This is a genomic window from Micromonospora sp. CB01531, assembly GCF_001905095.1.
Classification (GTDB): domain Bacteria; phylum Actinomycetota; class Actinomycetes; order Mycobacteriales; family Micromonosporaceae; genus Micromonospora.
The window spans coordinates 216,873-237,995 of the sequence record NZ_LWLS01000094.1; the positions used below are offsets into that span (position 1 = coordinate 216,873).

A 21,123-nucleotide genomic window follows, 5' to 3' on the forward strand; every position below is an offset into this window, starting at 1 on the left:
CATGTCGGACGCTGAGCTGACCGTCACGGTGACCGGGCCGGTGGCGACCGTGGTGATCCGGAACCCGGCCCGCCGCAACGCGATGACGCCGGGGATGTGGCGCCAGCTCCCCGTGCTGCTCGACGGCCTGGAGGCGGACCCGGCGGTGCGCGCGCTGGTGCTGACCGGTGCCGACGGCACCTTCTGCGCCGGTGCCGACCTCGGCGACCTGGACGAACTGCTGGAGGCCGGGGACGGCAGCATCGCGGTGGCCGCCGAGGAACGGCTGGCCGCCTTCGCCAAGCCGACCGTGGCCGCCGTCGAAGGGGCCTGCGTCGGTGGCGGCTGCCAACTGGCCGTCGCCTGCGACCTGCGGCTCGCCGCGGCGGACGCCCGGTTCGGCGTACCCCCGGCGCGGCTGGGGCTGGTCTATCCCGCGCCGACCACCCGGCGGCTGGCCCGCCTGGTCGGCCCGTCCGCCGCCAAGCACCTGCTCTTCACCAGCGAGCTGGTCGACGCCGAGCGGGCGCTGCGGATCGGCCTGGTCGACGAGGTGCTGCCGGCCGACGCGCTGGCTGCCCGGGTGGCGGCGGTCACCGGGGCCATCGCCGAGCGGTCCCGGCTCACCGTCGCCGCGGCCAAGGAGATCGTCGACGGGCGCGCCGACGACGCGCGGATCGCCTGGTGGCACGGCCAGGTCCGGGTCAGCGGTGAGGCCCGCGAGGGGGTGGCGGCGGCCAACGAGCGCCGGCCGCCGCGCTTCGGCTGGGCGCCGCCCGGCCGCCCCTGACCGCTCCCCGGAGCAGCGGTATCCCACTGTGGGACCGGCGGGCGCCGCGCCGGAGGCGTACCCCCGGCGCGACCCCCTGTGCCCGCCGGCCGGTCGTCACCGCCCCGCGAGCGCCGCCCAGGTCGGCGTCACCGGCTCGCGCCGCAGCGGCATGCCCGCCTCGGCCGGCGTCCGGTCGCCCTTGCGCTGGTTGCACTCGTAGCAGGCGGCGGTGGTGTTCCTCCAGGTGTTCCGGCCACCGCGCGAACGGGGCAGGATGTGGTCGATCGTGCTGGCCGGGGCGTCGCAGTACGCGCAGCGCCGGCCGTCGCGGCGCAGCACCCCGCCCCGCGACCAGGCCGGCCCGGCGCTGAACCGCCAGCGGGTGACCACGTACCGGACCAGGCGGACCACCCGGGGGACCGGGAAGATCCCGATCACCTGGTCCGGCTCGGCCTCGTGGATCTCGGCGACCCGACGGCAGAGCATCCTGATCGCGTGCTGGACGGTGACCCGGTGCAGCGGGCCGAGGTCGGCGTTGACAACGAGGACGGCGTCCACCGGGCTCTCCCTTCACGATCGGTGGCGGGCAGCAAAAGCCGCCCGGTCCTGGCGACGGGGCGGCTGTGGCGCGTACGGGCGCACGCGTCAGTCGGGCCACCCCCGGCGGGGACCTTCGGCTCGGCAACCCACGTTGACCAGCCACGACGGCACGGTGGTGCGGTGTGGCAGCGACATCGACGGCTCCCAGAGCGGTGGTTGACCTTGCGCGCTCACGGTAGATCGGGGCCGGAAAGGCGGGCAACGCATTTCGATTCCTAGCGGGCCAGCAGGCCGCGGGGACGGACCGAGAGGAGCGGCTCGGCCGCCGCGCCCTCGGCCCTCAGGATGTGGTTGGCGGCGAGGATGCCGGTCGCCGCCGAGCGCTCCATCAAGGCGCTGGGGAACTCCGTCCGGATCCCGTCGCCGGCCAGGTAGAGGCCCTTGACTTCGGTGCGAACCCCCGGGCGGTCGGGATGGCTGCCCGGCGGGAACGCCGGGGCCCGCGCCTCCACCCGGGCGCGCAGCGCGCGGACCTGCAGGCCGGCCGCCTCCGGCCAGAGCGCGGTCAGCTCGACCCGCATCCGCTCGGCCAGTTCCGCCGCCGGCACGTCCGGCTCGCAGGCGTACGCGTGCAGCTCGACCACGGCACCGCCGGTGCGCTCGGCCCAGCGGCGCGGCTCGACCGCCAGCCGGTGGTACAGGGTCACCGAGTCCAGGGTGGGCTGCCGGGACACTCCGCTGAACACCGCCCGGTCCGGGCGGACGTCGCCGTCCAGCCAGTAGCGCGCCACCGCGTACGGGGGACCGGGCCGGCCGAACGCGGGCATCCGCGCCACCAGCCGGGGCGCCGCCTCGACCAGGTCGGGCGAGGCGGCGACCAGCCGGGCGAGCGCGGGCGGGTCGACGGCGAGCACCACGTGTCCGGCGTCGTGGCTCGCACCGTCGGCGGTGTTCACCCGCCAGCCGTCCGCGGCCCGGTCCAGCCGGGTGACGGTCACACCGGTGTGGACCTGGCCGCCGTGCCGGCGCAGGTGCCGGGTCAGCGGCGCCCAGATAGCCATCGCGTAGTCCTCGTCCGGCGCGTCGAAGGCCAGCCCTTCCGGATTGCCGAGCAGATAAAAGTGGAACTGGGCGATCATCTCGGCGGCCGACATCTCCGCCTCGTGGTTGAAGAACGAGTGGGAGAAGACCTCGAAGAGCATCGCCCGGGCCCGGTCCGGCAGCCGCAGCGAGGCGAGCAGCTCGTCGGCGGTGCGCTCGTCGAACTCGGCCCAGGTGCTTACGGGATCGTAGGCGAGCAGCGGCAGCGCGGCGTCCCGGTCCATCACGCGCAGGTCGGCCAGCCGCAGGCTCGGGCTGCGCAGCAGCAGGGCGAGCAGGTTGGCCGGCGGCGCGGACGGCAGCCGGCCGAATTCCTCCGCCGGCCAGTCGGCGGACAGCACCGGATAGCCCGGGACCGGCTTGAGGAAACCCAGCGCCGGGTCGACCCGGCGGAGGATCGACCGCCAGTTGTAGTACTGCCGGAAGAACGCGTGAAAGCCGTGCTCGTTGCGCCGGGTGCCGTCCGGCAGCTCCTCCGGCCAGGCGCCGAGCCGGCCGCCCAGGGCCGGTGCCGCTTCCAGCACGGTCACCGCCACCCCGCGCTCGGCCAGCACCACCGCCGCGGACATGCCGGCGATGCCGCCGCCGACCACCATCGCCCGCGTCGGGCGCGGCACGCGCGGGGTGCCACCGCCGCCCGGGTCCACCACGTGCCGGCGTACGCCGATGAGTCGACCGACCGCTCGCGACAGCGCCACCGCGTGCACCTCCGCCCGAGGAGAATCTCCAGTCTGCCCGGCTCAGCCCTCGGGCGGCGGCAGACAGCGTCGTTCCCGGTCGGAGGCGGGCCAGACGTACTCGAGGTCGGGCGGGACGTCGGCGAACTGGGGGCCGTAGTGCGCCGGGTCCTTGCGCAGCAGCGACGACCGGTGGCTGCGGTGCAGGTCCTCCCGGCCCAGCCAGGGCGGCAGCTCCCCGGCCTCGGCCAGCTCCAGCTGGGTACGGACGGTGGTGACGCCGCAGGCGGTGGCGAGGTCCGTGGTCAGCGTGGCCGCGCAGGTGTCCGCCCGCCCCGGCTCGCCCCACACGGCGCACACGTCCAGCCCGTACCGGGTCAGCGCCTCCTCGTACCCGGCCCACATCTTCACCGCCGGGTGGTTGCGCCAGCCGTAGGTCGGCCAGGTCAGCCCGCGCAGCACCTGGATGGCCTCCACCCGCTGCTTGCCCAGCCGTTTCTGGTCCAGCGTCCGGGCGCTCGCCAGAAAATCCGGGTACGGGAGGAACGTCTGCATGGCGCTCCATCTACCCGTACCCCGGGACGCCATGCGTTCACGATCATGGGGCTGCGCGCACCGCGAGCGGGTGACTACGATCCGGGCATGGCCGACCCCCTGCGCGACCGCGCGCGCCGCGCCGGCTGGCGGCTCCGGATGAACGGCGAGGTCCGTCCGCACTACGTGGTCTGCGGTTCCGATCCGCTGGCGTACTGGGTGGTCCGGTCGTTGCTCGCCACCGACTCGCCCACCGGGCAGATCCGGGTCACGCTGATCGTGCCCGAGCGCCGCCGCTCCGAGGGGCCCGACGGCCGGGACATCGAGGGCGTCCAGGTGGTCCTGGCCGACCGGCTCGACGAGGCCGCCTTCCGCCGGGCCGGGCTGGCCGGCGCGGACGGGCTGGCCCTGCTGCATCAGGACGACGTGGGCAACATGCACGCCGCGCTCTGCGCCCGGGAGGTCGAGCCTCGGCTCCGCCTGGTGGTACGCATGTTCAACACCAGCCTCGCCAACGGCCTGCGGCAGCTCTTTCCCGACTCGGCGGTGCTCTCCGACGCCTCGATGGCCGCCCCGGCGTTCGTCGCGGCCGCGCTCGGCGAGCTGGCCCCCACCCATTTCCGGCACGCCGGACGCACCCTCTACGTGGCCCGCCGCGCCGACGTACGCCCGCAGGACGTGCTCACCGGGCTGGCCGTCACCACCGACCCCGAGCTGATCCGGGTGCTGCCCGCCGACGAGGCGGCGGCCGATGTGGTGCTGGCCGAGGCGACCGGGCAGCCGGCCGGTGCCGAGCTGGCCGCCCGCCGGCTGGTCCGGGCCCGGCGGCGCCGGCAGCCCGCCGTGGTGCTTCTCCGCGCGGTCCGCAGCTTCGCCACCCGCAAGATCGGCGTGGCGGTGCTGGTGCTGCTCGCGATGATCGCCGTCCTCGGCTGGCTGAACTCCGGCGCCGCGCACGTGAACTGGTCCGACGCCCTCTACCTCACCCTGGTCACCTCGTTGAGCGGGCAGGACCCGGACCTCGACAAGAGCGTCGCCGCCCAGATCATGCAGGTGGTGCTCACCCTGGCCGGGCTGGCGCTGATCCCGCTCATCACGGCCGCCGTGGTTGACGGCATCGTCAACGCCCGGCTCGCCCTGCACAACGGCCGGATCCAACCCGACCGTACGGGCCATGTGGTGGTGGTCGGGCTGGGCAACATCGGCACCCGGGTGATGGCCCAACTGCACGACTTCGGCGTCGAGGTGGTCGCCATCGACCGCAACCCGGACGCCCGGGGCGCGGCGCTCGCCCACCGGCTCGAGGTGCCGCTGATCGTCGGGGACGCCGGCGAGGAGGAGACGCTGCGGGCCGCCTCGGTGGCGACCTGCCAAGCGCTGGTGGTGGTCTCCACCGACGACGGCGCCAACCTGCGCGCCGCGCTGAACGCCCGCAGCCTCGACCCCGATCTGCGGGTGGTGCTGCGACTCTTCGACGGCGACTTCGCCGAGCGGATCCAGCAGGCGTTCGGCATCGGCATCTCCCGCAGCGTGTCGTACCTGGCCGCGCCCGCGTTCGCGGCGGCGCTGCTGGACCGCGCGGTGATCGCCACCATCCCGGTCGACCGGCACGCGCTGCTGGTCACCGACGTGCCGGTCATGGCGGGTGCGTCCCTGGACGGCCGCCCCCTCGCCGCGGTGGCCCGCCCCGGCGAGGTGCGGCTGCTCGCGTACACCCGCGCCGGGCAGCGCACCGAGTGGTCCGCCGACCCGCGGATGGTGATCAACGCGGGGGACCGGTTGACCGTGGTGGCCCGGCGCGCCGGGCTGAGCGCCCTGCTCCGGGAGACCACTCCGCTTCCGCCCGAGCCGACGGGCACCCCCGCGCCGCGCCAGCCGGACGAGTGACCGGCTACGAGGCCGAGATGAACGGGCGGTCCCACCTCCGCAGCGCCCCGGGTAGCGGCAGGCCGTCCCAGGGCACCCGGTGCAGCAGCCGGTCCAGCAGCAGGCCGAGCAGCAGCCCGGCGACCGAGTCGGTCAGCCAGTGCCAGCCGAGGTACGTGGTCGTGCAGAGCACGATGAGCGGCGGCAGCACCCGGACCACGGTGACCAGCCGGGGCGGGACGGTTCGGCCGAAGGTGCGCAGCAGCGGCGCCAGGAGCAGGGCGAGCACGCCGTACCAGACGATCGCGTTGGCCACGTGCCCCGACGGGTACGACTGGGCGAAGCGCACCGGCAGGTCGTGCTGGAACAGCGGCAACGTCTGGTCCGGCGGCAGGAACGGCTCCTTGACGCTGGCGCTCGGCGCCGGCCGCGCGGTCCACACCTTCAACGGCCCGATGGTCAGGTAGGTCAGCACGAACCCGGCGACCGGTGGCAGCACCGGGCGGACCGAGCGGAGCCGGATCGCCACCAGCACCCCCAGCCCGGCCGCGAGCAGCGTCAGCGGGGTGCCCTGACCCAGCAGGTTGAGGAGCATGGCCGTCCACCGGGCGGCGGTGGGGCGGTGGTCCGCGGCCCAGTCGGCGACCGCCCGGTCCACCCCGAGGAGGTGGCCGGTGGCGAGTGTCACGGTCAGGGCCACCAGGGCGGCGAGCAGCAGTCCGTCCCACCACCAGCCAGCCGGCCGGACGGGCCGGAGCCGCAGCTTCTCGCGTACTCCCGTGGTCTCCCGCACTCGACCACGCTACCGGCCGCCGCCCACGTAGCCCGGGCACGGGCGGGCGGCGGGGCTGTGGGCCGGCCCACGATGGGAAGCGCCGCACCAGGGGAAGCGTCACACTTGTCGCCGTGCGGATCACCTCGGCCCTCGTCGACCCAGCGCTGCTCGACCTCCCCTGGTCGACCCCGCTGGAGGAGTGGCCTGCGCAGCACCTGGTCGCGCTGCCGCAGGGCATCTCGCGGCACATCGTCCGTTTCGTCCGGCTCGGCGACTACGTCTACGCGGTGAAGGAGACCGGCGAGCGGGTCGCCGAGCGGGAGTACGACCTGCTCCGGGCCCTGGAGCGGATCGACTTCCCGTCGGTCGAGGCGGTCGCGATCGTGGCGGACCGGCAGGGCGACGACGGCCAGCCGCTGGACCCGGTGCTGATCACCCGGCACCTCCAGTTCTCCCTGCCGTACCGGGCGCTCTTCTCCCGGACGCTGCGGCCGGAGACCCTGAACCGGCTGCTCGACGCGCTGGCGGTGCTGCTGGTCCGGATGCACCTGACCGGCTTCTTCTGGGGCGACTGCTCGCTGTCCAACACCCTGTTCCGGCGGGACGCCGGGGCGTTCGCCGCGTATCTGGTGGACGCCGAGACCGGGGCGTTGCACCGCTCGCTCTCCAACGGGCAGCGTGGCGAGGATCTGGAGATCGCCCGGGTCAATATCTTTGGCGAGGCGCTGGACCTGCAGGCCGCCGGGCTGCTGCACGAGTCGATCGACCCGGAGATGGTCTGCGAGCAGGTCGTGCAGCGGTACGAGCGGCTGTGGCACGAGATCACCTACGAGCAGCAGATCGAGCGGGACGCCCGGCACGACATCGAGGGGCGGATCCGCCGCCTCAACGAGCTGGGCTTCGACGTCGCCGAGGTGGCCATGTCCACCGCCGACGACGGGCGGTACCTGGTCCGGCCGAAGGTGGTCGACGTCGGCTACCACACCCGGCGGCTGCTCCGCCTCACCGGCCTGGACGCCGAGGAGAACCAGGCCCGCAAGCTCCTCAACGACCTGGACGCGTACCGGGTGGAGAGTGACCTGACCGACGAGCAGCAGGCGGCCCACCGCTGGCTGACCGAGGTGTTCGAGCCGGTGGTTCGGGCGGTGCCGGCGCACCTGCGGAGCAAGCTGGAGCCGCAGGAGCTGTTCACCCAGATCATCGAGCACAAGTGGCTGCTGTCCGAGCGGGCCGGCCGGGACGTCGGCATGCGCCACGCGGTGCAGTCGTACCTGTCGGACGTGCTGGTGCACCGCCCGGACGAGCAGGCAGTGCTCGGCGTCGAGGTCCCGACCGCCGGCTGACGCCGACTCGCCCCGCGCCGCAGCCCGCGGCGTCACTCCACCCAGGCGCCGCCGCGCATCACCCGGACCACGTTGAAGTCGTCGTCGAGCACGACGAGGTCGGCCCGGAGCCCGGGCTGGAGCGCACCGACCTGGTCACCCAGGCCGATCGCCCGGGCCGGGGTGGTGGCGACCATCCGGCAGGCGTCCGGCCAGGCGATGCCCGCCGCCACGGCGTGCCGCAGGGCGGCGTCCATGGTCAGGGTGCTGCCGGCGATCGCGCCGTCCCGGCTCAGCCGGGCCACCCCGCCGGACACTGTGACCGCCTGCCCGCCCAGCTCGTACTCGCCGTCGGGCATGCCGGCGGCGGCCATCGCGTCGGTGATCAGGGCAGCCCGCTCCGCGCCGGCCACCGAGGTGGCGAAGGCGAGCATGCCGTCGTGCAGGTGCACCCCGTCGGCGACCAGCTCGCAGACCACGTTCGGCGCCTCGAGCAGGGCGATCACCGGTCCGGGTTCCCGGTGGTGCACCGGGCGCATCCCGTTGAACAGGTGGGTCCCGACGCTCGCGCCAGCGGCCACGGCGGCCCGGGTCTGCGCCCAGGTGGCGTCCGTGTGCCCGACCGCGGCCACCACGCCGCGCGCGGCGAGCAGCTTGATCGCCTCCAGCGCACCGTCCCGCTCCGGGGCCAGGGTGACCATCCGGACCGCGCCGCCGCCCAGTTCGATCAGCTCCGCCAACTCGTCCGTGGACGGGTCGCGGAGGAACTCCGGGTTCTGCGCACCGCAGCGGTCCGCCGACAGGTACGGCCCCTCGAAGTGGACGCCGGCCAGCACGCCGGACTCGACCAGCGGCCGGTACGCGGTGGTCGCCTCCCGCATCAACGAGAACGGAGAGCTGACCAGGCTCGCCAGCAGGGTGGTGGTGCCGTGCCGCAGGTGGAACGCGGCGGCCTCGCGGGCCGACTCGACGTCGCCGGTGGTGAAGGTGTGCCCGCCTCCGCCGTGGGTGTGCATGTCCACGAAGCCCGGCACGATCCAGTGCCCGTCGCGCACCGACGGGTACTCGGCGACGGCCCGGATCCGGTCACCCACGATCTCGACGCAGCCCTGCCGGGTCACGCCGGTCGGGGTCACCACCTTGCCGGTCACGCGCAGGGTCATCGACTCTCCTTCTCCACGGTCAGGGTCGGGCGTCCAGGGCGAGCAGGGCGGCGCCGAGGCAGCCGGCCTCGTCGCCGAGGGCGGCCGCGACCAGGCGCGGCTCCCGGTGGAAGGTCAGCCGTCCGCGTAGCGCCCCGCGCAGCGGGTCGAGCAGCCGGGGCCCGGCCTGGGCCAGCCCGCCGCCGATCACGATCGTCTCGACGTCGAAGAGCGCCTGGGCGGTGGCGAGCCCGTCGGCGAGCGCCTCGACCGCCTCCCGCCAGACCTGGCCGGCCAGCGGTTCACCGGCCGCCGCCCGGTCCGCCACCTCGGCCGCCGTGGTCGGGGCACCGGCCAGTTCGGTGTACCGGCGGCCGATGGCCGAGGCCGACGCCACCGCCTCCAGGCAGCCCGGGCGGCCGCAGCCGCAGCGCGGGCCGCCGGGGCGTACCAGGATGTGGCCGATCTCCCCGGCGGCACCGTGCGCGCCGACGGCGGCCGACCCGTCGACCACGTGGGCGGCGGCGATGCCGGTGCCGATCGCGACGAAGAGCACGTGGCCGCCGCCGCGGCCGGCGCCGAGGCGGGCCTCCGCCAGGCCGCCCGCCCGCACGTCGTGGCCGAGCGCCGTCGGCAGGCCGAGCCGGGCCTGCGCCAGCTCCCGCAGCGGTACGTCCCGGAAGCCCACGTTCGCCGACCAGACCGCGACCCCGCGGGCCTCGTCGACCACCCCCGGTACGGCGATTCCGAAGGCCACCGGGGTGAGTCCCGCGGCGCGGGCCTTGCCGGCCAGTCCTTCGGCGACGTCGAGGATCGTCCCGATCACTGCCTCGGGGCCGCGCGCCGCCTCGGTGGCGTGCCGTTCGGCGTGCACAATCCGGCCGTCGGGGCGGACCAGGCCGCACTTCATCCCGGTGCCGCCCACGTCCAACGCGACGACGACCTCGTCGCCTGAGCTCACGCCGTCGTCTCGCTTCGCTCGCCGACGCCGTGCGGCACCTCTGGGCTGAGCTGGCTGATTCCCCGCCCACCGCACCCGAGCCGGTGCTTCGCGCTGAGCCCGTTGCACTCGCTCACGCGAGCACCACGGAGCGGGTCAGGTGCCGGGGGGCGTCCGGGTCGAGGCCGCGGCTGGTGGCCAGCGCGACGGCGAAGCGCTGGGCGAGGATCAGGTCGGCCATCGGGTCGACCGGGGTACGCCCGGCCGCCCAGCTGGTCAGCACCGTGTGGCAGCCGTGGGTACGGCTGTGCACGAAGGTGGCGCCGGTGGCCGCGACGTCTTCGGGCAGCCCGTCGGGGATCCCGCCGAACGCCCAGACCAGCCGGCCCGGGGCGGCGATCGAGATGGGGCCGTGCCGGTAGTCCATCGCCGGGTACGCCTCGGCCCAGAAGGTGGCCGCCTCGCGGCACTTCAGCGCGGCCTCCTGGGCCAGCCCGACCGTCCAGCCGCGCCCGAGGAAGGTGACCTGCTCGACCCGGGCCGGGTCGAGTGGCAGCGGGGCCCGGACGGCCACCTCGGCGTCGGCGGCCAGTCGGCCCAGGTCCTCGCCGAGGTGGGCGCGGAGCAGCGCGAGCGCGGTGGTGGCGAACCGGGTCTGCACGACTGAGCGCTCGTCGGCGAAGGGCAGGGTCACCGCGGCGTCGGCCAGCTCGACCGCCGGGGAGGTCGGGTCGCCGACCAGGACCGTGGTGGGAAGCTGGCCGCGCAGCGCGGCGAGCAGGTCCAGCACCTCGGTGGTGGTGCCGGAGCGGGTGATGGCGATGAGCCGGTCGTAGCGGCGGCCGGCGGGGAACTCGCTGGCCTGGAAGGCGTCCGTCTCGCCCTGGCCGGCGCGCTCGCGCAGCCCGGCGTACGCCGTCCCCATGAACCACGACGTGCCGCAGCCGACGACGGCGACCCGCTCGCCGGGGCGCGGCAGGCGGTCGGCGACCGTCGGGACGAGCCGCGCCGCCTCCCGCCAGCAGTCGGGCTGGCTCGCGATCTCCGCGTGCACGTACGCCATGACAACTCCTCGCCAAGGGGAGACCTTGCGCAATACGGCGCGTTATGGCCGCCTTTCGCGCGTCATTCTGCGCGAACCGGGGTGGCTGTGGCAACCGCCTCCCAGATTGCGCAGGTCAGGGTTTTGCGCCTTGGTAGTTTCGCGCACTACTGTGCACGCAATCAATCACCGTTCGTGCAGAGTCAGGGGAGGCCCCCGAGGTGGACCGGTACGCCCGATGGAACGCCCTGCTCGAGATGCTGACTGACAGCGGCCGGGTCAGCGTCGAGGAGGCGGCCGAGCGCCTGGACGTCTCCCAGGCCACCATCCGGCGTGACTTCGACCAGCTCGCCCAGCAGCAGATGATCACGCGTACCCGGGGCGGGGCGGTCGCCAACGGGGTGTCGTACGACCTGCCGCTGCGCTACAAGACCGCCAAGCACTCGGCCGAGAAGCAGCGGATCGGGGCGGCCGCCGCGGCGCTGGTGTCCCCGGGCACCGTGGTCGGCCTGAACGGTGGCACCACCAGCACCGAGGTGGCCCGGGCCCTCGCCGTCCGGCCGGACCTCAACACCAGCGCCGAGGGCGCCCAGCTCACCGTGGTCACCAACGCGCTGAACATCGCCAACGAGCTGCTGGTCCGCTCCCGGATGAAGGTGGTGGTGGCCGGCGGTGTGGTCCGGCCGAAGTCATTCGAGCTGGTCGGCCCGTTGGGCGGGGCGCTGCTGCGCGAGGTGACCCTGGACGTCGCGCTGCTCGGCGTGGACGCGATCGACCCGCAGCTCGGCGCCGCCGCCCATCACGAGGGTGAGGCGGCGATGAACAGCCTGATGGTGGCCCGGGCCAAGCGGGTGGTGGTGATCGCCGACTCGTCCAAGCTGGGCGGTCACGCCTTCGCCCGGATCTGCCCGGTGGACCGGGTGGAGACGCTGGTCACCGACTCCGGCGCGGCTCCCGCCGTGGTGCAGGCGTTCCGGGACGCCGGGGTGCAGGTCATCTGCGCCTGACCGGCCGGGAAAGCCCCTCTCGGCAACTCGGTTGAGCGAGTCGCTGCATACCCGGTATTGCAGCCGGCTGCATACCAAGTATGGTGTGCGCTGTCACCTATACATCGGGGGAGGTCAGCTTGTCGGCTGTCCTGGAGATCGAGGGTCTCCGCAAGACGTACCGGAGCCGCAAACGCGGGGTGCGACACGCGCTCGACGGCTTCGACATGCGGGTCGAGGCCGGGCAGGTGCACGGCTTCCTGGGCCCGAACGGTTCGGGCAAGACCACCACCCTGCGTACGCTGCTCGGCCTCATCCGGCCCAACGATGGCCGGATGGCGCTCCTCGGCCACGAGCTGCCGCAGGCGCTGCCAGCCGTGGCCGGTCAGGTCGGGGCCATCGTGGAGAGTCCGCAGTTCTTCCCGCACTTCTCGGCCCGGGACACCCTCGGCCTGCTCGCCCAGGCGGGCGAGCTGCCGCGGCAACGGGTCGACGAGGTGCTGGAGCTGGTCGGGCTCCGGGACCGGGCCGGCGAGCGGGTCAAGACCTACTCACTGGGCATGAAGCAGCGGCTGGCGGTCGCCTCGGCGCTGCTCAAGAACCCGAAGCTGCTGATCCTGGACGAGCCCGCCAACGGCCTCGACCCGGGCGGCATCCGGGAGATGCGCAGCCTGATGCGGGACCTGGCCGGCGCGGGGATGACCGTGGTGCTCTCCAGCCACATCCTCGGCGAGATCCAGCTCATATGCGACTCGGTCACCATCATCTCACTGGGTCGGCGGGTCGCGTTCGGGCCGGTCGAGCAGGTGCTCGCCGCCCACTCGCAGGGCACCGTACGGGTCCGGCTGGAGGCGGTCATCGACCTGCCGCGAGCTGCCGACGCGCTCACCCGGGCCGGCATCCGGGTGAGCGCCACGGAACCGGACCACCTGCTGCTCACCGGCGTCGACAAGCCGGCCTCGGTCAGCCGCCTCCTCGCCGAGCAGGGCCTGTACGTCAGCGAGCTGACGCCGGTCGCGGTCGACCTGGAGAGCGTCTTCCTCGAACTGACCGCCACCGCGCCGGTTCCCGGCCAGCACCGGCAGGTCGACCAGTCCACGAAGGTCGGTGAGCCGGGCTCCGCCGGCGCCGGAGGAGGTTGGGGCGCATGAGCCTGTACGTCACCGAACTGCGCCGGCTTTCCAAGCGCCGGCTCACCCGGCTGCTGCTGGTCCTGCTGCTGCTCGGGCTGGCCGGGGTGGCCACCGCCTTCAGCTTCTCCAGCCACAAGCTTTCCCCGGCCGTCGTTGCCGAAGCGCAGGCGAAGGCGGACGCCGACTACCGGCAGGCGGTCAAGGACTGGGAGCGGTCCGTCACCGAGTGCGACGCCGCTGCCGCGCGTGGCGAGAAGACCGAGGATCGCTACGGCCCGGACTGCGGTCGCCAGTGGCAGCCGCAGCCGGAGATGTTCGACCCGAAGTGGAACCTGCCCTACCAGTTCGACTTCCGGGCCGAATTTCCCATGTTCATCGCCGTGTTCGCCGGCGCGGTGGCGCTCTTCGCGTTCATCGTCGGCGCCTCCTTCGTCGGGGCCGAGTGGAGCACCGGCGGGATGATGAACCTGCTGCTCTGGCGGCCGAAGCGACTCGCCGTGCTGGGCGCCAAGCTGGCCGCGCTGCTCACCACGGTGCTCGGGGTGAGCGTCGTGCTCGGGGCGTTCTGGACGCTGGCCTTCTGGCTGATCGGCACCTACAAGGGGACCACCGCCAAGGTGACCGCCGGGGTCTGGCGCTCGATCGGGCTCGATGGTCTGCGGGCGGTCGGGCTCGTCCTGGCGGTCGGCGCGGTCGCCTTCGCGCTGGCCTCGCTCGGCCGGCACACCGCGATGGCGCTCGGCGCTGCCGTGGCGGTCTTCGCGATCAGCGAGGTCGCCATCCGCATCGCGGTCGGCGTCCTCGGCGTTGCGTTCGGCGACCGGTTCGTCCTCTCCACGTACGCGCAGGCGTGGTTCATGAAACAGGTGCAGCTGCTCGACTACGACGCGTGCGAGTTCACCAAGGGCGAGTGCAAGCCCGCCGAACTGCTGATCACCTGGCAGGACTCGGCCTTGGTGTTCGGCGTGGGCTTCGCGGTGGTGCTGGTCGGCGCGTTCTGGCTGATGCGCCGGCGGGACATCTCCTGACCGCTGGGCGGTGTCCGCGGCGCGGACCCCGCGTCCGATGCGGCCGGGGCGGGCCCTGGTTACGCTGGGGTCCCCCCGGCCGGCGGTAGCCGTGCCGGTCGCCCGCCTCCCGAGGAGCGCCATGCCCGCCGACGCCTCCGCGGCCGCCACCGACCGGCCCGAGCCGTCCGGGCCCGCCGACGTCGCCCGCCGGGAGGCCGGCGTCACCGTCCCCCCGCCCCGCTCCGCCCCGGCCGTCGAGGCCGATCCGTCCCCGCCCGCCGTCCCGCCGCCGGCCGCCGCCGACGCCCCGCCGGCCGAGGCCGCCGACGACCAGCCGGCCGACGTCGCGGCCGGCCTGACCGAGCGGGAGCGGCGGATCCTCACCTTCGAGCAGCAGTGGTGGAAGCACGCCGGTGCCAAGGAGCAGGCCATCCGGGACACCTTCGGGCTCTCTGCCACCCGGTACTACCAGTTGCTCAACGCGCTGCTCGACCACCCGGCCGCGCTGGCCGCCGAGCCGGTGCTGATCGGCCGGCTGCGCCGGTTGCGCTCTTCCCGGACCCGCAACCGGCGGCGTTGACGGCCCACTTCTCCTTGCGGGCCGCCGCTTGCCGGCTGTCAGCGGCCCGTGGTGAGGTGCCTGGGGCATATCGGGTGCGTTGCGGGATCCGTCCCGGTCAGCGCCCGCATGGCGTCCGCCGCTCCGGGTAGGCCGGGGAGGCGACGTCAGCGGCGCGGAGCTGGGGCGGACGGAGGGAGCTGACGGATGGGGGCACCAGATCACCGGTACCTGACGGGGAGCCGGCCGGCGCGGCCGGTCGGAACGGCGCCGATGATGCGGGTCCGGTCCGCCTCCGATCCGGCGCCGGGCCGGGCGGAGAACGAGGACGTCGTCTTTCAGCTCGGGCCGTTGGTCGGGGTCCTCGACGGGGCCACCGTGCCGGAGGGCTTCGACACCGGCTGCGTGCACGGTCCGGCCTGGTACGTCCGCCACCTGGCCGCCCGGATCGGCCTGGCCATCGCGGCCCGGCCGGCGGCCACGCTGATGAGCAGCCTCGCGGCGGCGATCCTGGCGGTCCGGGCGGACCACGGCGGGGAGTGCGACCTCGACCACCCGGGCACCCCGTCGTCCACGGTCTGTCTGCTCCGGGAGGGCGGCGACCAGGTGGACTACCTGGTGCTCTGCGACAGCCCGCTGGTGCTGGACGCCGGCGGCGAGGTCAGCGTGGTCTCCGACGAGCGGCTGGACGCGGCGCTCGCGGACCTGCGCGGCACCGCCGCCGCGCTGCCCGACGGGGACGCCGACCCGGTGACCCGGTTCCGCCGGTCGGTGACCGTGCAGCGGGCTCGGATGAATCGGACCCACGGCTACTGGGCGGCCGCCGCCGACCCGGACGCGGCGTACCACGCGGTGACCGGGACGCTGCCGCTGCGCGGGCCGGGGGCGGTGCGGCGCGCGGCCCTGCTCAGCGACGGCGCATCCTGCGCGGTCGAGCAGTTCGGCCTCTTCGACTGGGCCGGCCTGCTCGACGTGACCGCCGCGGAGGGGCCGGAGGGGTTGATCGGCCGGGTACGGGCGGCCGAGCGGGACCATCCGGACCGGCTGCGCCGGCACAAGCGGACCGATGACGCCTCGGTGGTGTTCTGCGAGTTCGGCGCGGCGGACTGAAGCCGGCGGACTGAAGAAGGTCCGGTCGGCCGACAACGGAGCGTGATGCGGAACACCGAGGGGGTACGACCGGCCGGTACCCTCCGCCGGACCGCCAGTCCGGGGTCAAAGGGGTGGACTTGGGCCGGTACGACCGGCAGACTGCGGCTCGTGACGCGTGCCGTACGACTGGAGCCGGTGAACGAGGGAAACCTGGAGCCGTTGCTCTCCGTAGCAGCCGCCGAGGCGGAACCGGAGGACGTCATGCCCCCGGTGGAGGCCCCGGCCGGCTGGTCGCTGGCCCGTCGGGACGCGTTCCGGGAGTTCCACCGGGCCAGCTTCGGCGGCCTGGACGGCCCCACCCGCACCCTGATGTTCGCGATCGTGGCCGGCGGCGAGGTGGTCGGCATGGTGCGGATGACCCGCCGTGACGACCCCGGCACGGTGGAGACCGGGATGTGGCTGGGGCGCTCGGCCCGGGGTCAGGGCCTCGGCGCGGCAGCTCTGCGGGAATTGCTGAACGCCGCCGCGGCGGCCGGCATGCGTACCGTGGTCGCGGAGACGACCCCGGACAATCACGGTGCGGTATCCGTGCTGAAGAAATGTGGCGCGGAATTGTGCGAGAAAGACGGTAAGTTGTACGCGAAAATGTGCCTCGATTCCGCACTTCCCGCCAGCTGAGCTTCTCCTCTCCGTTCTGCGCGATATCACCTTCTCCCTGTTCACGGCGGACCGTCTGTCCGGTTTGCCCGACCGCTGCCCGGCTCTGCCCGGCTGTCTGGTTAACCGGTGACACACGTCTCTGGAATTGCGTGGAGACGTTTTGCGGATGGGGTCCCGGGTACTGCCCGCCGGGTCCGCTGATACGGGACACCCGGTCGCAGGCCCAATTCCGCTGGCCCCCGGCAGCTGTTTTCCGGCCTGCTCCGCACAAACGGTGTCCGCGTCCGCCGGGGAGCGAAGGAGAACGTATGAAGAGCGGAGCACGGGTAGCGCTGGCGGTGGGTTTCGGCTACCTCCTCGGCCGCCGCCGGAAGCTGCGTACCGCCCTCACTCTGGCCGCCGCGGTGGCGGTCGGGCGGGCCAGCAAGGACCCCGGTGGCCTGCTGAGGTACGGCAGCGACCTGGTGAACTCCTCGCCCCAGTTGAGCAACCTCAGCAAGCTGGGCGGACCGCTCGCCACGGCCGGCCGGGCCGCGGCGACCGCCGCCGCCGGCAGCGGCATCGACGCGCTGAGCGGGAAGCTGCGCGGCAGCGCCGACGCGTTGCGCCGCCGTTCCGGCGGCGACCGGCAGGACGAGGAGGCGGCGACCGGCGAGCGCTCGGCCCCGGACGAGGAGCAGGAACTCGACGAGCAGCCCGAGACGTGGGACGACGAGGACCGCGCCGAGACCGGCGCTCGGCGGCGGAGGCGGTGAGCATGGCGACCAGCAACGTTGCCGACAAGGCCCGTGACCAGCTCGGTGCAGACCTGCGCAACCTTGCCGCGGCGATCGGCGAGCGGGCTGTGCAGGTGGTCACCGAGCGGATCACCGCCGCCACCGGCCGGCTCAGCGACTACGCCCGGCAGGGCGGTGGCCCCGGCCTGATCGCCGCCGCCACCGGGGTGCAGAAGCTCGCCGAGGGCCACTCGCCGATGAAGGCCATGTTCCACGCCGGCCTGGCCGGCGGTAAGGAGAAGTTGATGTCGGCGGTCGGCGGTGGCGGCGGCAAGGGCGGCAAGAAGGTCAAGGTCACCAACATCGTGGAGACGATCGAGGTCGGCGTGCCGGTCCGGGTGGCGTACAACCAGTGGACGACCTTCGGCGACTTTCCGAGCTTCATGAAGAAGGTGGCGCGGGCCGACTGCGAGTCGGACGAGAAGATGACCTGGAAGGCGCAGGTCTTCTGGTCGCACCGGACCTGGGAGTCGACCATCCTCCGGCAGATCCCCGATCGGCTCATCCATTGGCGGTCCAAGGGCGAGAAGGGCTACGTCGACGGGACGGTCAGCTTCCACGAGGTCGGCCCCGAACTCACCCGGATCCTGGTCGTCCTGGAATACCACCCGCAGGGCCTCTTCGAGCGCACCGGCAACCTCTGGCGCGCTCAGGGCCGCCGGGTGCGGCTGGAGCTGAAGCACTTCGTCCGGCACGTGATGACCCGGACCGTGCTCGACCCCGACGCGGTCGAGGGCTGGCGCGGTGAGGTCGAGAACTCCCGGGTCGTTAAGGACCACGAGACTGCCCTCCGCGAGGAGCAGCAGGCCCGGGTGGGCCGCGAGGAGGAACGCGCGGAACAGCGGCCCGCCGAGCGCGGTCGCGGTCGTACCCCGCAGCGTCGGGTTCCCCCCGAGCAGGAGGAGGAGTACGACGCCTACGACGAGGGCGACGACTACGACGAGGACGAGTACGCCGAGGAGCCGGCGGAGCAGTCGCGGCGCCGGCAGCCCGAGCGGGCCCGCCGCCCGCAGCCTCGCGGGGAGCGGGAGCCGCGCCCCGAGCCGCAGCGGTCCCGACCGGCCCGGCGTATCCCCGAATCCCCCCGACGGCCGGTGGTACGCCGCCGGCGAGAGGAGCGTGAGGAATGACGGTGGCGACGGCAACCGGAAGTCAGCCAGGTAGCGCCCTGGAGCGCAGCAGCGGTGCCGGCGGAGGCACTCTCGCCGACGTCGTGGAGACGGTGCTGGACAAGGGTGTGGTGATCGACGCCCAGGTGTCGGTCGCCATCGTCGGCATCCAGCTGGTGGAGATCAACGCCCGGATCGTGATCGCGAGCGTGGAGACGTACCTGCGCTTCGCCGAGGCGGTGGACCGGCTGAGCATCACCCCGAAGGGCGCGAAGGGACTGCCCGACATGGTGGGGGACGCGGCCGGGGCGGCGACCAAGGGCAGGACGATATCCGGTCTGGGTCAGGCGGCCCGGGAGATAACCGGGGTCGTGGTGGATTCGCTGAGCGATCGCAGCCCCGAACGGGAGCGATCGCACTGGCACCGGGACGAGGAGCGCTGACATGACCAACAGGCAGACGCCGCCGGCCGCTGAGATCGGGCTCTTCCTCTACGGCATCGTGCCGTCCGACGTGGAGCCGACCCCCGACGCGGAGGGAATCGGCTCCCCGCCGGGCGAGGTTCTCGCGATCCGGCAGGGCGACCTCGCCGTACTGGTCAGCGAGGTCGGGCTGGAGGAGCCGATCGGCCGGCCGGCCGACCTGACCGCGTACCAGCGGCTGCTGGACTCGACCGCGGCGATCGCGCCGGTACTGCCGGTCCGGTTCGGCACGGTGGTCACCGGCGAGGACGCGGTCGACGACCTGCTGAACGCGCACCACGACCGGTTCGCCGGCGCGCTGGCGGAGCTGGCGGACCACGTCCAGTACACCGTGCAGGGGCGCTTCGATGAGGAGGAGTTCATCAGCGGACTGCTGGCGCAGAACCCGCCCGCCGCCGCGCTCGCCGATCAGGTGCGCGGCCGGTCCGAGGTGGAGTGCCGGGAGGAGCGGATCCGGCTCGGCGAGCTGATTGCCCAGGCCGTCGAGCTGCGGCGGGAGGCGGAGAACCGCGACCTGATCGACGCGGTGGACCGGTACGCGACGGCGAACGCCGTCCGCCCGCCCAGCCATGAGCTGGACGCGGTGAACGTCGCCTTCCTGGTCGCGGCGGACGACGAGGACGCGTTCATCGGGGCGGTGGAGGACTTCGCCGACCGGCGGCGGGAGCTGATCCGGATGCGGCTGCTCGGCCCCCTCGCGTCGTACGACTTCGTCAGCGCGCACCAGTTGGTGGAGTGAGCCGTGGACATCCTCTGGGGGCTGCTCACCCTGCCGTACGCCCCGGTGCGCGGGGTCACCGCGGTGGTCAAGGTGATCGCCGGGGAGGCGGAGTCGCGGCAGTACAACCCGGTCAACGTCCGGCGGGAGCTGGAGGAGCTGGACCGGGCGGCGGCGGCCGGCGAGATCACCCCGCAGGCGCGGGACCTGGCCCAGCAGCGGGTGCTGGAGCGGCTGACCACGCCAACCGGCGACCCGGGTCGTACCCCGCCCCGGAGGGCCGCCACCGCCGGCCGGCGCCGGTCGCCCGTCCGGCGGCGGACCGGCGGCCGGCGGGGCGAGCACGGCGGGCGAGGGAGCTGACATGGCAGCTGGACGGATCCGCGGCGACGGCGACCGTGAACGCCGGCGCGAACCGGACGACCGCGACGCCGGCCGGTACGCGGACGAGGAGGAGTACGAGGAGATCTCGGCCGCCGAGGCGGCCCGGGAAGGGCTGCGCCAGATCGTCGGACTGACCGGCCGGGACCCGCTCGGGATCACCTCGATCGAGCCCACCGACGACGGCTGGCTGATCGGGGTGGAGGTGGTCGAGGACCACCGCATCCCGGCCTCGACCGACCTGCTCGGCCTCTACCAGGTCGAGCTGGACCTGGCCGGCAGCCTGCTCGCCTACCGGCGGACGCGCCGCTACCAGCGGGGCAAGGGGGACTGAGATGACGGTTGGGCGGACTCCCGCGGTGGTGCAGAACTCCGGTCAGGTGCTGCCGGCCGGGCACGAACCGGCGAACCTCGGGGACATCCTCGAACGGGTCCTCGACCGGGGCATCGTCATCGCCGGTGACATCCGGGTCAGCCTGCTCGACATCGAGCTGCTGACGCTCAAGCTGCGGCTGGTCATCGCCTCCGTGGACACGGCCCGGCAGATCGGCATCGACTGGTGGGAGCACGACCCGTGGCTCAGCTCCCGGGCCCGCCCGCCGGTCGAGCCGGGCCCGCGGGACCCGGAGGAGGTCGAGGCGGCCCGGCGGCCGCGGGTCGCCGGCCGGTCCGAGCGGACCGCGAGGGAGGAGTGGGATGAGTACGACGGCTGACCCGGGCGCCGCCGCGCGACACACCGGGGTCTGGCTGCACGGCGTGGTGGCCGAGGCCGACCCGGCCACGCTGGCGGGGATCACGGGGATCGCCGGTACGCCGGTGCGGACCGTGGCCGCGGCCGGACTGGTCGCCGTGGTGAGCGACGCCCCGCTGGCCGAGTACGGCGAGGAGGCGTTGCGCCGCAACCTGGAGGACCTGGCCTGGCTGGAACGGGCCGCCCGCAGCCATCATGCCGTGGTCGACGCGCTGTCCCGGGCCGGTGCCGTGGTGCCGGCCCGGCTGGCCACGGTGTACCGCGATGACGACCGGGCGGCCCGGGCGCTGGTCGAGCGGCGCGACGAGCTGACCAGCACGCTGGCCCGGCTCACCGGCCGCGAGGAGTGGGGCGTCAAGGGGTACGTGGTGCCCGGGGCGACGCCGCGCGCCGAGGAACCGGCCGGCGGGGGCGGGGCCGGGGCGGCGTACCTGCGGCGGCGCAGGGCTCAGCTCACCGGCCGCGAGGAGGGGCAGCGGGTCGCCGCCGAGGCGGCAGCCACCGTGCACACCGCACTCGCCGGCTACGCGGTGACCGCCCGCCGGCACGCCCCGCAGGACCGGCGGCTCTCCGGCGCGGCCACGGCCATGGTGCTCAACGGCGCGTACCTGATCGAGCGGGACAGGCTGGCCGCCTTCTCCGCGCTGATCGGCGCACTGGCGGACCGGCACCCGGAGATCCGGCTGGAGCTGACCGGCCCCTGGCCGCCGTACTCCTTCGTGGCGGAACCGGGGACCGAGCCGCAGCCGGTCGGGGAGGCGGCGTGACCGCGGCGC

General features: G+C 74.0%; 24 protein-coding genes. 17 read left to right on the top strand and 7 right to left on the bottom strand.

What is annotated here, in order from left to right:
• The first annotated feature begins 1 nt into the window (after position 1).
• On the top strand, positions 2–769 hold the full coding sequence (locus tag A6A27_RS29170; RefSeq protein ID WP_073837837.1) for an enoyl-CoA hydratase/isomerase family protein: 768 nt from the start codon (positions 2–4) through the stop codon (positions 767–769).
• Positions 770–865: 96 nt separating this feature from the next.
• Here A6A27_RS29170 and A6A27_RS29175 read toward each other — a convergent pair whose 3' ends face one another.
• The 3 genes from A6A27_RS29175 to A6A27_RS29185 all read right to left on the bottom strand — a co-directional run bounded on the left by A6A27_RS29175 (position 866) and on the right by A6A27_RS29185 (position 3,624).
• The gene (locus A6A27_RS29175) at positions 866–1,309 is read right to left on the bottom strand and encodes an HNH endonuclease (RefSeq protein WP_073837838.1); all 444 of its coding nucleotides are present in this window, start codon (positions 1,307–1,309) and stop codon (positions 866–868) included.
• 257 nt (positions 1,310–1,566) lie between these two features.
• The gene (locus A6A27_RS29180) at positions 1,567–3,090 is read right to left on the bottom strand and encodes an FAD-dependent oxidoreductase (RefSeq protein WP_073837915.1); all 1,524 of its coding nucleotides are present in this window, start codon (positions 3,088–3,090) and stop codon (positions 1,567–1,569) included.
• A gap of 42 nt (positions 3,091–3,132) precedes the next feature.
• Positions 3,133–3,624, bottom strand: a complete 492-nt coding sequence (locus A6A27_RS29185) for an MSMEG_6728 family protein (protein WP_073837839.1) — start codon at positions 3,622–3,624, stop codon at positions 3,133–3,135.
• 87 nt (positions 3,625–3,711) lie between these two features.
• Between A6A27_RS29185 and A6A27_RS29190 the strand changes: the two genes are divergently transcribed.
• On the top strand, positions 3,712–5,490 hold the full coding sequence (locus A6A27_RS29190) for a potassium channel protein (protein ID WP_198940491.1): 1,779 nt from the start codon (positions 3,712–3,714) through the stop codon (positions 5,488–5,490).
• Positions 5,491–5,494: 4 nt separating this feature from the next.
• Here A6A27_RS29190 and A6A27_RS29195 read toward each other — a convergent pair whose 3' ends face one another.
• Positions 5,495–6,232 carry a phosphatase PAP2 family protein gene (locus tag A6A27_RS29195; RefSeq protein ID WP_198940499.1) on the bottom strand — a complete coding sequence of 246 codons (738 nt, stop codon included), beginning with the start codon at positions 6,230–6,232 and terminating at the stop codon, positions 5,495–5,497.
• Positions 6,233–6,375: 143 nt separating this feature from the next.
• On the opposite strand from A6A27_RS29195, the gene A6A27_RS29200 reads away from it, so the two are divergent.
• Positions 6,376–7,587: a DUF4032 domain-containing protein gene (locus tag A6A27_RS29200; protein ID WP_073837841.1), complete on the top strand. Its 1,212-nt coding sequence runs from the start codon at positions 6,376–6,378 to the stop codon at positions 7,585–7,587.
• A 32-nt stretch (positions 7,588–7,619) separates the two neighbouring features.
• On the opposite strand, the gene nagA is transcribed toward A6A27_RS29200, so the two are convergent.
• From nagA to A6A27_RS29215, 3 genes are all read right to left on the bottom strand, one after another.
• A complete protein-coding gene (nagA, locus tag A6A27_RS29205) occupies positions 7,620–8,729 on the bottom strand; it encodes an N-acetylglucosamine-6-phosphate deacetylase (RefSeq protein ID WP_073837842.1) in 1,110 nt (369 codons plus the stop codon).
• 19 nt (positions 8,730–8,748) lie between these two features.
• Entirely contained in the window at positions 8,749–9,669 is a 921-nt protein-coding gene (locus tag A6A27_RS29210; protein WP_073837843.1) for an ROK family protein, read from the bottom strand.
• 112 nt (positions 9,670–9,781) lie between these two features.
• Positions 9,782–10,711, bottom strand: a complete 930-nt coding sequence (locus tag A6A27_RS29215) for an SIS domain-containing protein (RefSeq protein WP_073837844.1) — start codon at positions 10,709–10,711, stop codon at positions 9,782–9,784.
• A 200-nt stretch (positions 10,712–10,911) separates the two neighbouring features.
• Here A6A27_RS29215 and A6A27_RS29220 point away from each other — a divergent pair, with 200 nt between their 5' ends.
• The 14 genes from A6A27_RS29220 (at position 10,912) to A6A27_RS29285 (ending at position 21,114) form a co-directional block, all read left to right on the top strand.
• Complete coding sequence (locus tag A6A27_RS29220) at positions 10,912–11,697, top strand: DeoR/GlpR family DNA-binding transcription regulator (RefSeq protein WP_073837845.1); 786 nt, start codon at positions 10,912–10,914, stop codon at positions 11,695–11,697.
• Positions 11,698–11,816: 119 nt separating this feature from the next.
• Positions 11,817–12,827, top strand: a complete 1,011-nt coding sequence (locus tag A6A27_RS29225; RefSeq protein ID WP_073837846.1) for an ATP-binding cassette domain-containing protein — start codon at positions 11,817–11,819, stop codon at positions 12,825–12,827.
• A complete protein-coding gene (locus A6A27_RS29230; RefSeq protein ID WP_073837847.1) occupies positions 12,824–13,837 on the top strand; it encodes an ABC transporter permease subunit in 1,014 nt (337 codons plus the stop codon). The genes A6A27_RS29225 and A6A27_RS29230 overlap by 4 nt, the downstream gene beginning before the upstream one ends.
• Positions 13,838–13,958: 121 nt before the next feature.
• On the top strand, positions 13,959–14,399 hold the full coding sequence (locus tag A6A27_RS29235) for a DUF3263 domain-containing protein (protein ID WP_073837848.1): 441 nt from the start codon (positions 13,959–13,961) through the stop codon (positions 14,397–14,399).
• Between the two features lie 186 nt (positions 14,400–14,585).
• Positions 14,586–15,488, top strand: a complete 903-nt coding sequence (locus A6A27_RS29240; protein WP_073837849.1) for a hypothetical protein — start codon at positions 14,586–14,588, stop codon at positions 15,486–15,488.
• 150 nt (positions 15,489–15,638) lie between these two features.
• A complete protein-coding gene (locus A6A27_RS29245) occupies positions 15,639–16,148 on the top strand; it encodes a GNAT family N-acetyltransferase (protein ID WP_073837850.1) in 510 nt (169 codons plus the stop codon).
• A gap of 290 nt (positions 16,149–16,438) precedes the next feature.
• Positions 16,439–16,885, top strand: coding sequence for a hypothetical protein (locus tag A6A27_RS29250; protein ID WP_073837851.1), 447 nt, complete (start codon positions 16,439–16,441; stop codon positions 16,883–16,885).
• Positions 16,886–16,887: 2 nt separating this feature from the next.
• Complete coding sequence (locus tag A6A27_RS29255) at positions 16,888–18,036, top strand: SRPBCC family protein (RefSeq protein ID WP_073837852.1); 1,149 nt, start codon at positions 16,888–16,890, stop codon at positions 18,034–18,036.
• The gene (gene gvpJ / locus A6A27_RS29260) at positions 18,033–18,458 is read left to right on the top strand and encodes a gas vesicle protein GvpJ (protein ID WP_073837853.1); all 426 of its coding nucleotides are present in this window, start codon (positions 18,033–18,035) and stop codon (positions 18,456–18,458) included. Before A6A27_RS29255 ends, gvpJ begins: the two co-directional genes overlap by 4 nt.
• 1 nt (position 18,459) lies before the next feature.
• Complete coding sequence (locus A6A27_RS29265; RefSeq protein WP_073837854.1) at positions 18,460–19,236, top strand: GvpL/GvpF family gas vesicle protein; 777 nt, start codon at positions 18,460–18,462, stop codon at positions 19,234–19,236.
• 3 nt (positions 19,237–19,239) lie between these two features.
• Positions 19,240–19,578, top strand: coding sequence for a gas vesicle protein GvpG (locus A6A27_RS29270; protein ID WP_073837855.1), 339 nt, complete (start codon positions 19,240–19,242; stop codon positions 19,576–19,578).
• A gap of 1 nt (position 19,579) precedes the next feature.
• Positions 19,580–19,930 carry a gas vesicle protein GvpO gene (locus tag A6A27_RS29275; protein ID WP_073837856.1) on the top strand — a complete coding sequence of 117 codons (351 nt, stop codon included), beginning with the start codon at positions 19,580–19,582 and terminating at the stop codon, positions 19,928–19,930.
• Between the two features lies 1 nt (position 19,931).
• A complete protein-coding gene (locus A6A27_RS29280) occupies positions 19,932–20,309 on the top strand; it encodes a gas vesicle protein (protein ID WP_073837857.1) in 378 nt (125 codons plus the stop codon).
• Positions 20,293–21,114 carry a GvpL/GvpF family gas vesicle protein gene (locus A6A27_RS29285; protein ID WP_073837858.1) on the top strand — a complete coding sequence of 274 codons (822 nt, stop codon included), beginning with the start codon at positions 20,293–20,295 and terminating at the stop codon, positions 21,112–21,114. The genes A6A27_RS29280 and A6A27_RS29285 overlap by 17 nt, the downstream gene beginning before the upstream one ends.
• The last annotated feature ends 9 nt before the right edge of the window (positions 21,115–21,123 follow it).